We start from the raw sequence: 12,400 nt of genomic DNA on the forward strand, positions 1-12,400 counted from the left end.
CCATCCTTGAAAACTTGGAAAACGACTGACCCAATGCGGTCAACCCAGCCAGCGCTTGCGGCGGCGGTAATGTTTCATGTCGCGGAAACTCTTGCGCTCCCCATCGACCGTCAGGCCGAGGTAGAACTCTCGAACGTCCTCGTTGGTCTTTAAGCTGTTGGAGGGGCCCTCTAACACGATCCGTCCGCTCTCCATCACATAGCCGTAGTCGGCTAAATCCAGAGCGACGCGGGTGTTTTGCTCCACGATCAGCAGAGTCAGACCGCTGGTCTTGAGGTCACTCAGCAAACCATAGACCTCATCGACCATCAGCGGAGCCAAGCCGAGCGAAGGCTCGTCGATCATCACCAACTTAGGCTTGGCCATCAGGGCCCGTCCAATTACCAGCAATTGCTGCTCGCCGCCCGACAGGTAACCTGCTGTGCGAGTACGCAAGGCTTTCAGACGCTTGATGCGGCTATACACCTCATCAAGCATTTCCTTGGCATCGCCAGCGCTGCCCATATGACCGCCCACCACCAGGTTCTGCTCCACTGTCATGTGGCGGAGAACCTTGCGCCCTTCCATGACATGTACCAACCCCTTGCGAACGACATCGACGGGGTTGGCACCGGTGATGTCCGCACCATCAAATTGAATACTCCCCGCCGTCACACGACCATCCTCTGTCCTGACCAGGTTGGAGATGGCCTTGAGCGTGGTGCTCTTGCCAGCGCCATTGGCGCCCAGCAAGGTCACGCACTGTCCAGCGGGGACTTTGGCGGTAATGCCTTTGACAGCAAGAATGACGTCGCTGTAGAGGACTTCAACGTTGTTCAGTTCAAGCACGGGTAGCTCCAGATGATGTGGCCTGGGTCTCGGTGGCCCGAGACCCAGTCAACACAGGAACCGGAACGTTCTGCTCGAGAAGTTTGTACTTTCCCTTTTCGACGGTGCCGATGTTGACGGCTGTGCCCGAGGTCGGGAACGGCGCATCATTGTTGAACTTGATATTGGGCAACAAGCCAAAACTGCGCTCGGTAGGCATGGGGGTGGACAGCAGTGCAGCGCGAACCTCTTCGCCCGTCACACCGCCAGCACCTTTGACCTTGACAACATTTTCAACGGCACGAACCGTCAACATCGCTTGGCTCATGCCCATAATGCAGGCAGAGTTATAGGCGGCTTGCAACTTGTATTGGCTGCGCAGTTTCTCGAAGAAGTCCCGTGCCGGTGTTGCGCCTTCGGCGGCCATGGCCATGCCATAGACCTCATAGTTTCCATCCATTTGGCTCAGGTCACCCAGCGCTTTCCCCGACGAAAGCAACCCGTTATGAGCGCTAACCACTATCGGAATATTGGTTTTTCCAAGGCTTTGCAGGGCGCGCCGTGTCGCCACTACCGATGCTGTATTGTTGAACACCTGCAGTACCGTGGCCCCCTTGCGGACCAGGCGGCTGACCTGCTGGGTAAGGTCGGTCGGCTGTGCTTCGGTATAAATCGTTTCAACGACTTCAATGATCTTCGGATTGTCCTTAGCGAACTTCTCGACACCTTTGTGGATGTCCACGTAGGCCGGCGATACTTCCGATGAAATCACCCCCACCTTGAGAGGAGCAGACGAACCCGACTTCTTCTGCATCCACACATAAAACGCAGCCGCTTCGTGCGGGTAAGTGGCACGGGCATTGAACACCCAGTTATCACCCTTCCAAGCAAATCCATATCCTGCTGTCGACTGGACAAGAGGCACCTTGTCACTAGGCAAGCGCTGCTGCAGCGCATTGGTATCTGCACCGCCCACACCCAGAACAGCCACCGGGTTGAGCTCGGACTTGATGCCTGGCCAGAGGCTGGCCACTTGGGCGACGTCATAGCGGGTGTCGAAATCCTTGATTCGCAATGCGACGCCCTGCGCTTTACCGACCTCTTCGCTCCACCAGTCGAGCACCGCACGGCGGCATCCCGTCATATCTTTCATGATGTCTGCGAAAGGTCCGGTGAAGTCAGCCAGGCCAGCCACGTTGTAAGTAGTCTGAGCTTGTGCCATGCCGCCAAGGCACAAGGCTGACGCCAGTAAAGCGCCGCGTTGCCCCAGTTTGACCATTGCCGACAACTTTGCTCGATTCGTTTTCATAAAAAAAGTCTCCTTTTGTAGTAGCGCTTTGCATTGGAGCAGCCCTTCCCAGCGCCTAAGGTGGCTGCAGAAAACAGGATTGCGGTCAATATGGGTAAGGCCACATGCGATAAGACCGCTTGACGATGTTCCACCGGTGCATCAGACCGCGTGGCTCAAAGATCAGAAAGGCCGCGATGACTCCACCCAGGAAAATATTCATCACTGCGAAAACAACATCTCCGCTCAGGAAGGAAAAGTTCTCGACCAGTGAAGGGCCCACGATGGTGATCGTCTCCTGGGCAGTACGGATAACAAACACGCCGATCAGCGCGCCCGTCACCGACCCCATGCCACCCACAATGATCATCGCGATGAACCATATCGAGTGGATCAGGGTGAACTGGTCAATCGCCACGAACCTGACGTAGTAAGCCCAGAGCCCTCCACCGATGCCCGCGTAAAACGCACCCAGCAAGAAGGCAAGTACCTTGGTGCGCACGACATTGATGCCCATCATTCCTGAGGCCACGTCGTCATCGCGCACTGCCGCAAAAATTCGACCATGGCGGCTGCGTGCGACGCCGTAGGCGCCCGCAATCATGATGAAGGCCACTACCAGACACAGGTAGTAAATGCGGGTATCGGTGTTGAAAACGAAACCAAGGAGCTGTGCTGGTTCCAGAGTGATGCCGTTAGATCCCCCCAGCCACTTGGCAGGCAGGTTGAGCACAAAGAAGTGGAACAAAATCTGCGCAGCAATCGTGGTCAAGGCAAGGTAAAAACCCTTTATGCGCATTGCGGTTAATCCAAACACCAGCCCAAAAAGCGCCGCGCACAGCCCGCCGATGGGCAAAGCCAGCCAGAAAGGCAGGTGGCCTTTCGTCGCTAGGAGCGCTGTTGCATACGCACCAACCCCCATGAACGCAGCTTGACCCAAATTGATCTGACCCGCTAGACCAGTATTGATCTGCAGCCCCATGACCACCACTGCAGTAATCAGCATAGAGGTCATGATCGCCACCCAGCGGACCTCGCTGATCAGGGGCAGCGCAAACAACGCTATAACAAACAGGCCCAATGCCACCGCCTGGCTGCGCGTGCGAATTAGTGCTTGGTCTTTGGCGAAAGAAGTCGCGAATACACCTGCGGGATCCATGCTCATACCCTCTCAATGGTTTTCCACCCGAACATGCCGGTGGGACGAATTAACAACACCACCAGCATGATGATGAAAGGAAAGACGGAGCCCAGCGCTCCCCCCACCAGGGGATCGAGATAGGCCGAAGCCAAACCCTGAATCACACCCACCAAAACACCGGCGATCAGCAAACCTGCGAGGGACTCCAACCCAGCCAGCAAGGCCACCGGCAAGGCAGCCAGGCCGATGTCGGAGCTCATCATGTTGATGGAGCGGCCACTCAAATGCACTATCGCCCCCAGTGTGGAAAGCACGGATCCCAGCACCCACGCAAAGGCAATGGAACGCTGCACCGAGATGCCCATGGACATGGCCACCTGGTGGTCTTCCGCCACGGCCGTCATGGTCAAGCCAGCCCTTGTCCGGTTGAAAAACCAGGAGAGGCCAACGCCGATGAAGATGGTCATAATTCCACCGTAGAGCATCGAACGGGAGACGATGAGATCGCCAACGATGATCGGATCCAGAGGAAAGATGATCGGAAAAGCACGCACCTGTGGACCAAAAAGCACCAACACAACGCCTCGGATCAGAATCAAGAGACCGATCGTCACCATGACCATCGAGAAGACGGATTCCCCAACCAGACGGGCAAAAAATATCCGCTCAATCATGAAACCAAAAATTGCAGCACTAACGAATGCCACGGGCAATCCGACCCACAGCGGTAGACCCATCTGAATAATCGTCCACCACACCATGTAGCCGCCAAAGACCACCAACTCACCTTGTGCAAAGTTGAACACCTTTGACGCGCGATAGATCACGACGAAACCCATGGCGATCAACGCATACAGAAGCCCTGACAGCGCACCGTTTATCAGGTAGTTAATAAAATCGATCATTTCCGTCCTCTGCTTCGGGCTGCGCCCAGGTGGTCTGACCCTGCGGCGTCCGTGTCATGGATGGACACCAGAGCCTCGAAATTGCCGCGCCGACCGTCCTGGTAGGTCACAGGAATATCGATACGCACGGCGTGCAAGCCGTCATATAAACCGTTGATCAGCGTGGCGTATCGCACCTCCAGGAATTCGCGCCGCAGCTTTCTCGAACGTGTTAGTTCGCCCTCGTCCGGATCAAGCTCTTTTGGAAAATTGGCGAATCGCTTGACCCGCGCATGCGCCGGCAAAAACTGATTCACACGGGTAATTTCCTGACTGATCAACTCTGCGACCTCTGGCCGCTGTGACAAATCGGTAAAGGTTGAAAATCCGATCCGCTTGTCTTCTGCCCACCGCGACAGAACAGCCATGTCGATATTGATGAGAGCGGCCACGAAGTCCCTCGTCTCGTCTCCCACCGTCATGATGTCCTTGATGAAGGGACTGAACCGAAGGCGGGTCTCGACGAACTGCGGCGGGAAGGTTTCTCCGCTGCGCAAACGCTTGAGGTCCGACAACCGCTCCAGGAACACGAGCTCGCCTAGCTCAGTTTTCGTTACGGCATCGCCCGTGTAGAACCAGCCATCTTTCACCTTCGACTCTACGGAACCCTCTCTGCGGTAGTAGCCCAGAAACGGGCTTCCGCCACGAATCTGCAGCTCTCCGTCCGCACTCAAGCGCCATTCCAATGGTGGGCCCGCCTCTGGATGCGCCTTCATCCAGTGCCCTACGGTCTCCAGATCAAATCGGTCACCCTGGTGGCATGTCAGCAACCCGGTTTCGGTGGAGCCATAGATGTTGCGCAGAGGTATACCCATGGCATGGAACATGCGAAACACATCCGGTGCCATGGTGGCACCACCGCAGCTGGCACAGCGCAGCCGGGTCAGGCCGAGCAGATCTCGCAACGGGCGCAGAACCAGTGCATTGGCGATAGGAAACAGCAACCGGTCCAGCAGGCCAACGGGTTTTCCATCCAAGCGCCCCACATTAACGGTGTGACCGATCTTCATGCCCCACTCGTAGACACCTCGTCGAATGGGTCCTGCGTCGAGCATGTGCGCCTGCACAGAGGACGCCATGCTTTCCCACTGGCGCGGAGCAAATGTCATACCTTCCACCGCCAATTCCCGAATGTTGGACAACACCTGCTCCGGGCCCTCGGGGAAGTTCACTACCATGGGCAATCCCAATCCCATGGTGATGCCATATATTTGTTCAGTGGCCCAGGATGGCGCGATGTAACTCAGGTATTCCATACCCGGCTTCACATCCATGGAATCGATCAAGCGCTGGGCGTTGTCGATCAAAAAGCGATGCGTGAGGATCACGCCCTTGGGCTGCCCCGTCGTGCCGGAAGTGTAAGAAAGAACCGCTATGTCATCGGGGGCTCCCGCATCCACTAGCGCGTCGTACATCTTTCCGTTACGTTGATGGATTTCACGCCCTTGCCGCTGCATGCCATCGAAGGTTTGCAGGATGGGGTCGTTATACGACCACATACCCGTTTCATCCCAATACACAATGTGGCGCATCTTCAACGTCTTGTTCCGGACATCCAGGCCCTTGTCAACCTGCTCTTGGTCCTGCGCGAACAAGATGACTGCTTCGCTGTCGTCCAAAAGATAGGCCACCTCCTCCGAAGTGAGGTCCGGGTACATGGATACAACTTTGCATCCCAGTGCATGCGCGGCATACTCGGCCCAGTAATGCTGCGGCTCATTCTCACCAATGATGGCAATGGTCTCACCCGCTTTGACGCCTGCTTGGTGCATGCCCAGCGCAATCTCTCGAACGTTGCGCTGCACATCCGCAAAGCTGTACTCCCGCCAAATGCCGCGCTGCTTATGGCGCTGGGAAAGACGGTTGGGGTTAGCATGCGCATGCTTGCGCAGCAACTGGGGAAGGGTCGCGATTTCGAGTTTCATTGGACGCCCTCCCCAAGATAGGCTTTAAGCACTGCGGGATTAGCCTGGATCTCCTTGGGCGTTCCATCGGCGATCTTGCGTCCAAAGTCCAGCACAGCGATGCGGTCAGCCAGGTCCATCACCACACCCATGTCGTGCTCCACCAAAACAATAGGAATGCGCTTTGCCTCGCGCACATCCAGAATGAAACGTGCCAAGTCTTCTTTCTCTTCAGTATTCATACCGGCCATAGGCTCATCCATCAACAGAATCTTCGGGTCTTGGGCCAGTGCGCGCCCCAAGTCCACGCGCTTGCGAAGCCCATAACCGAGGCTGCCCACCGGCGCATGCCGGATGGATTCAATTTCAAGAAATTCAATGATTTCTTCCACCACCTCCCGATGCAAAACTTCTTCCCGTTTTGCCGGGCCGAAATGGAAAAATGACTGCACGAGATTGGCCCGCATGTGCATGTGGCGCCCCACCATCAGGTTCTCGATAACGGTCATGCCCGAAAAAATGTGCGTACCTTGAAAGGTGCGCGCTAGGCCCTGTGCCGCCACGTCGTGAACCGCCATGTCGCGCACGTTGTGCCCGGCCAGGGATATCTCGCCTTTCTTGGGGCGGTAGAACCCGCTCAGGCAGTTCATCAGAGAAGACTTTCCCGCTCCGTTCGGCCCGATGATTGCCAGCAGCTCGTCCTTGCGCACATCAATCGAAACATCATTCAGCGCCACAACTCCACCGAACTGCAGCAGCAGATTCTGGGCTGTCAGCACCACGCCTTCCCGCTGGCTTTGAATGGCTGCATTCATTGGTACCTCCACTCTGAATTCTTGGCTTTGTCCATCGAATTTCCTTCATAAGACCTTTGCAGGGTCTACGCATCCATTTGCGGGAATGCTCGCAGCGATCAATGGACCACGACTAACAACGGACACCCGCATCCAGGCTGATCGTGGTGGCATTCAAATAGGCGTTTTCCACAACGTGCCGAACCAGTCCACCGAACTCTTGTGCCTGCCCCATGCGATGAGGAAAGAGGATGACGTTGTCAATAATGTTTTGCGACACCTTCGTTGGCATGCCTGCAGACATGGCGGTCTCAAACAGACCAGGCGCCACGGCCACCACTCGGATTCCGTGTTGCGCAAGATCCCGCGCCACCGGAAGCGTCATTCCAATGACCGCCGCTTTGCTGGCGCTATATGCGGCCTGGCCCACTTGACCCTGCCACGCAGCACCAGATGACGTGTTCACGATGACCCCCCGTTCACCGTCGACATTGGGCTCGTTCTGCGACATGGCCAACGACGCATAGCGCACCACGTTGAATGTCCCGGTCAGGTTGATGGCGATCACCCGGTTCCAAAGATCCATCGGGAATAACTCGCCCTTTGAAAGCGTCTTGCAGGGACCCAGAATTCCCGCGCAATTTACCGCCACATGCAGCGCACCAAATTCCGCCACTGCCGCGTCTACGCCAGCCTTCACACTGGCCTCGTCCGAAACATCAACCTTCTGGATTCGCACGCGCTCGCCCATCGGCAGCACCTCGCTCGCAAGGCGCTCTTCGTCCAGATCAACCGCCATGACGCTCGCTCCGGCCGCAAGCAATGCCTTGCAAGTGGCGAGCCCCAGGCCTGAAGCAGCTCCTGTGACGAAGGCAATGGTATTTTTGACATCCATACTGTTTCTCTTGTCTCTTATTGAGTGCAGCGCTCAGCGCGCCAAGATGGTGATACAGGCAACAGCTTCTTCAATGCCCTCAAGACCGCCACCGTTTTCTGCCAGCGCAATCCTTGCGTCAGTCACCTGCCGCAGTCCGGCTTCCCCGCGAAGCTGAGTTACCAACTCATGGACTTGGGCAATACCGGTGGCCCCAACAGGGTGCCCCTTAGACTCCAGGCCGCCGGACGGATTAACGGGAATGCGGCCACCAATCCGGGTATCACCCCGCTCGGCAATCACACCGCCCATGCCGAACTCACAGAAACCGAGGTTTTCTGTCTGAATGATTTCACCCATGGCCGTGGCATCGTGCACCTCGGCCACCGAGATATCTGCTGGGCCAACACCTGCCAGTTCATATGCCCTGCGCGAAGCCAGTGCTGTGCAGTGGTTGGTGTAGTCGTCTTCGCTCCGGTCGGAACCGCTTTGCACTACTGCCGCCAACACCTTGATGGCACGCTTTTCATCGATGTTCAAGCGCATAAGCGCCGAGCGTGTGCAAATGATGGCTGCTGCTGCGCCATCAGACACCGGGGAGCACATGGGCAGAGTCAATGGGTAGGTGATCGGCGGCGCGGCGAGCACCTCTTCGATGCTGTAAGCCATCCGGTACTGCGACAGCGGGTTGTGCATGGAGTGCGCGTGGTTCTTGGATGAAACGGCGGCTAACTGGCGCTGCGTCGTCCCGAAAGTGCGCATGTGCGATCGTGCAAACGCCGCATACACGTCCATGAAAACGCTGTACGGCCTGGGTGAGGTACTCCCCTCGGGCACCGCCACGTCGCGCCCCATCTTCATCAACTCCCCACGAATCTCTTCTGCACGCGAGAGATCCCAGGCACTGTCAAACACCGAGAACATCTTGAGCTTGTCGGATGAGAACATCTTCTCTGCACCAACAGCCAAAGCGACATCGCCAGCACCCGACTTGAGGTGATTGCAGGCTAGAACGAACGCCGACGAGCCGCTTGCACAAGCGTTTTCGACGTTCACCACCGGAATGCGCCCAATCCCCATGGCCCGCAGCGCAATTTGCCCACGAATCATGTGCTGGCCATCCATATGCCCCTGGGAAGTGTTCCCAAAAAAGGCCGCTTCCAAGTCTTCTTTTTCCAATCCCGCGTCCGCCAAAGCAGCCGCCGTGGCCTCGCGTGTGAGCGCCTTGATGTCTTTGTCCAGATGCCGTCCGAATGGCGTCATCCCCACACCAACCACATAGATATCTTCCATCGCATTTCTCCGTGGCGGATCTTCTTGATCCATGAAAGTCAAATAAATTACTTTGCGTAAGATGTTTTTACTGTACAGTAAAATTCTCAACTGCTTGCCAGGGATTACCCTTGGTATCACATTCGCGGCTCAGCAAAGCGGCAGGAATCGCATGCCCCGCGCAGTCTCAATATCGCCCTGCTCAGTCACGCTGTACAAACCACGAGCCACGTTGTGGGGATGAGCGGCGGCTTCGGCCATGGTGAGCACCGGCGCAAAGCAACTGTCAGTGCCTTCCATCAGTGCATTCCAGTACGTACTAGGTTGGGAAGCAAAGCGCTGCGCAATCCGCGCCTTGAGAGACGGCCACAAAGTCTTGTCCATTTGCCGTGCGGGGTCGACATCCGTCAGCTGCAATTGCGTCAACAGCAATGCATAGAACTGTGGCTCGATTGCACCGACCGTGATGTATCGCCCATCGCTGCACAGATAGCGGTCGTAGAAGGGTGAGTCATGGAAGACACTGGGTTCGCTGCCTTCCAATCCGCCACCTTGACGAATCAGTTGCACGAGCGGCGACAGCATTGCCAACACATCAATGATGGCGCCGTCAACCACGCAGCCCTGGCCCTTATCCCGCGCGCCTAGCAACGCCGACACCATGCCAAATGCAAACCCGAGGGCGCCGGCAGCATCCCCAACCACTGTGGGTGGAAGCATGGGAGGGTGTCCCGGTTGCTCGGTGATCGACATGAGCCCAGTGAGAGCGACATAGTTCATGTCGTGCCCGGCGGCCTGAGCCAGCGGCCCATCCTGCCCCCAGCCCGTCATGCGCCCATACACAAGCCGCGGGTTGTATTCACCACATACATCGGGACCCAAACCCAGGCGCTCCATCACACCCGGGCGGTTGCCCTCAATCAACCCGTCGCTTTGCGCGACCATGTCCAGCGCCCGCGCCTTGTCCTCGTCGTTCTTGAGATTCAATGTGACGCGTCGTTTGCCGCGCGACAAGAGCGCCCCGTCCTTCGGAGTGAGCTCATCAGGCAATGCGCTCGCACCTGGCCGCCCGACCACAGTAACGTCAGCGCCCATCTGCATCAACATGAACCCAGCTAAGGGCCCTGGGCCGATCCCCTCGAACTCGACGATCTTGATACCCGATAGCGGGAACATGAGCGGGCTGCTCTTACTTCGCATGAAGAACTCCATTTGTTTAATTGTTTTACTTTAGGGTAGAATTTTTAACCTATGGGTAATGGAAAACCCCATGTCCCTCAAAACAGAGGCAAAAGCAGAATCGATCCATGAACACGCAAGCCAGCAAGGAACCCCTGATGTCGACACCGGTTGTGATTACAGACGTACGAAAAGGCACCATGTGGATTCGCCTGAACCGACCTGATGCAATGAACTCGCTGACCCCGGCGGTGCTTCGGGGAATAGACCACGCACTCAACGAAGCACAGAGCCGCGGAGACGTGATATCCGTCGTATTGACGGGCACTGGACGGGCCTTCTGCGCGGGCGCCGACCTCAAGTACGTCAAGACGCAAGCGGGCGAAAGTGGCACCAGTGGCTTTCTGGACAGCGTACTGTCCACCATGAACCGGATTGACCGCTTTCCAAAACCCGTGATCGCCGCCCTGAACGGCATAACTCTGGCGGGCGGGCTCGAACTGGTGCTGTGCTGTGATCTAGTGCTGGCGGCAAGGAGCGCCAAAATTGGCGACGCACATGCCAACTACGGCCTGATCCCCGGAGGGGGGGGGTCGGTGCGCCTGCCGCGGGTCATTGGCCCCACACGCGCCAAGTACCTTCTCTTCACGGGTGACTTCGTGGACGCGGCAGATCTTGTGGAAGCGGGCCTCGTCAACCAAGTGGTGGACGACGACCAGCTCGAAAGCGTTGCACAAGCCGTGGCCGACAAAATTGCCACGAAGAGCCCCCTTGGCCTGCGCCGCATGAAAACGCTGGTCGACGATGGTTTGCAACAGCCTCTAGACACCGCCCTGCGATTGGAGCTTCTGGCCTCTGAAGTGCATTCCCACAGCGCCGATCTCCACGAAGGCCTGGCCGCATTCAACGAAAAACGCACCCCGCGCTTCACGGGCCACTAGGACGGCAACGCCATGCATACGTTACCCACCACCGATCGATTCAGACTACTGCGTGCTTCGCAGCAATTCGCCTACGACCGCGCCCCGGCCATCCGCGCGGTCTATCAGCTTGCAATGATGACGCCGCAGGATCTCCAAGGCCCTGCCGACCTTGCACGGCTCGCCGTCACAAGTAAGGATTCACTGCTTGATAAGCAGCGCCAGTCACCGCCATTCGGTGGGTTTCTCGCTGCCGACGACACATCTATCCGCCGCATTTATGTCTCCCCAGGCCCCGTCTATGAACCCCATTCTTTCGACGAAGACACTGGCAAGGGCTTCTCGCATGTGTTCAGGCAGGCGGGAATCGGCCCCGGTGACCGTGTACTCAACACCTGGTCCTACCATCTTGTTCCAGCCGGCCTATTGCTAGATGCGGGCATTGCTGCCACCGGGGCGACGCTCATTCCCTGCGGGCCCGGCGGCGCCGAGCAACAAGCGCAGCTCATCATGGAACTGGGCATCACCTGCATTTGCTCCTCCACCTCCTTCTTCGTGACCTTGGTCGAAACGCTTGAGCGCATGGGCTACGACCTGCCTTCTCAATGGAAGGTCCGCTCCGCAATGCTGGGCGGCGAACTGGGTGACTGGATGGGCAAGCGCCGCGCATTGGAGCAGAAATACGCAATCCGCACGTTCTCGGCTTATGCCACCGGCGACTTCGGGCTGATTGCTTACGAGGAACTAGGACAACTGGGCTACACGGTCCAGCCTGACCGGCTCGTCCAGATCTGCGACCCGCACACCGGCGCACCCCTTCCGCCGGGCGAACCCGGCCAGATAGTGGTCACCACGCTGGACAGCGGTTGGCCTCTGGTCCGCTTTGGCACAGGCGATGTGGCGCAAGCGCTGGCCCATTCCCCGGATGGTCTCGTCGAACGAATCAGTTTGTTGCAAGGCCGAGTGGGCCAAGGTGTCAAAGTACGCGAAATTTTCATCTATCCACGCAACGTGGAAGAGCTGATCATCCGGATCCCGGCTATAGAACGTGCCCAGATCATCGTTGAAAAAAAGCAGCATCGGGAAACTGCAACCTTGCGCGCGGTGCTAACGCCAGGGGCTTCTCACTACGCCACGCAAAGCGATTTGATCGAAGTGTTCAGGCAATTGACCCGCCTGAGGCTCGACTCAGTCGAGTGGGTAATCCAAGAAGATATGCCCATTGACGCACCCTTGCTGGTTGACAACAAGCAGTGAAATTCTAAAAAGCCATTGGT

Annotated in this window: 11 protein-coding genes; 2 read left to right on the plus strand and 9 right to left on the minus strand. The window is 57.2% G+C overall.

All coding sequences use genetic code 11. The annotated features are described in order from the left end of the window. Window positions 1–39: 39 nt before the first annotated feature. The 9 genes from ASD75_RS05460 to ASD75_RS05500 all read right to left on the minus strand — a co-directional run bounded on the left by ASD75_RS05460 (window position 40) and on the right by ASD75_RS05500 (window position 10,236). On the minus strand, window positions 40–828 hold the full coding sequence (locus ASD75_RS05460; RefSeq protein ID WP_056743881.1) for an ABC transporter ATP-binding protein: 789 nt from the start codon (window positions 826–828) through the stop codon (window positions 40–42). Next, window positions 821–2,116, minus strand: coding sequence for an ABC transporter substrate-binding protein (locus tag ASD75_RS05465; RefSeq protein ID WP_082564897.1), 1,296 nt, complete (start codon window positions 2,114–2,116; stop codon window positions 821–823). The genes ASD75_RS05460 and ASD75_RS05465 overlap by 8 nt, the downstream gene beginning before the upstream one ends. A gap of 85 nt (window positions 2,117–2,201) precedes the next feature. Further along, on the minus strand, window positions 2,202–3,260 hold the full coding sequence (locus ASD75_RS05470; protein ID WP_231940635.1) for a branched-chain amino acid ABC transporter permease: 1,059 nt from the start codon (window positions 3,258–3,260) through the stop codon (window positions 2,202–2,204). After that, window positions 3,257–4,141: a branched-chain amino acid ABC transporter permease gene (locus tag ASD75_RS05475; RefSeq protein ID WP_056743883.1), complete on the minus strand. Its 885-nt coding sequence runs from the start codon at window positions 4,139–4,141 to the stop codon at window positions 3,257–3,259. The genes ASD75_RS05470 and ASD75_RS05475 overlap by 4 nt, the downstream gene beginning before the upstream one ends. Then, window positions 4,138–6,105 carry a long-chain fatty acid--CoA ligase gene (locus tag ASD75_RS05480; protein ID WP_056743885.1) on the minus strand — a complete coding sequence of 656 codons (1,968 nt, stop codon included), beginning with the start codon at window positions 6,103–6,105 and terminating at the stop codon, window positions 4,138–4,140. The genes ASD75_RS05475 and ASD75_RS05480 overlap by 4 nt, the downstream gene beginning before the upstream one ends. Next, window positions 6,102–6,899 carry an ABC transporter ATP-binding protein gene (locus tag ASD75_RS05485; protein WP_056642819.1) on the minus strand — a complete coding sequence of 266 codons (798 nt, stop codon included), beginning with the start codon at window positions 6,897–6,899 and terminating at the stop codon, window positions 6,102–6,104. The genes ASD75_RS05480 and ASD75_RS05485 overlap by 4 nt, the downstream gene beginning before the upstream one ends. Window positions 6,900–7,011: 112 nt before the next feature. Beyond that, window positions 7,012–7,773: an SDR family NAD(P)-dependent oxidoreductase gene (locus tag ASD75_RS05490; RefSeq protein WP_056642823.1), complete on the minus strand. Its 762-nt coding sequence runs from the start codon at window positions 7,771–7,773 to the stop codon at window positions 7,012–7,014. Window positions 7,774–7,806: 33 nt separating this feature from the next. Then, the gene (locus ASD75_RS05495; RefSeq protein WP_056642825.1) at window positions 7,807–9,045 is read right to left on the minus strand and encodes a thiolase family protein; all 1,239 of its coding nucleotides are present in this window, start codon (window positions 9,043–9,045) and stop codon (window positions 7,807–7,809) included. 129 nt (window positions 9,046–9,174) lie between these two features. Beyond that, on the minus strand, window positions 9,175–10,236 hold the full coding sequence (locus ASD75_RS05500) for a CaiB/BaiF CoA-transferase family protein (RefSeq protein ID WP_231940634.1): 1,062 nt from the start codon (window positions 10,234–10,236) through the stop codon (window positions 9,175–9,177). Window positions 10,237–10,331: 95 nt separating this feature from the next. Here ASD75_RS05500 and ASD75_RS05505 point away from each other — a divergent pair, with 95 nt between their 5' ends. Both ASD75_RS05505 and ASD75_RS05510 read left to right on the plus strand, forming a co-directional pair. Beyond that, window positions 10,332–11,144 (plus strand): enoyl-CoA hydratase/isomerase family protein, encoded by an 813-nt coding sequence (locus tag ASD75_RS05505; protein WP_231940633.1) that lies wholly within the window; start codon window positions 10,332–10,334, stop codon window positions 11,142–11,144. A gap of 12 nt (window positions 11,145–11,156) precedes the next feature. After that, window positions 11,157–12,380, plus strand: a complete 1,224-nt coding sequence (locus ASD75_RS05510) for a phenylacetate--CoA ligase family protein (RefSeq protein ID WP_056642827.1) — start codon at window positions 11,157–11,159, stop codon at window positions 12,378–12,380. The last annotated feature ends 20 nt before the right edge of the window (window positions 12,381–12,400 follow it).

This window comes from Acidovorax sp. Root568 (assembly GCF_001427445.1).
GTDB classification, from domain to species: domain Bacteria; phylum Pseudomonadota; class Gammaproteobacteria; order Burkholderiales; family Burkholderiaceae_C; genus Acidovorax; species Acidovorax delafieldii.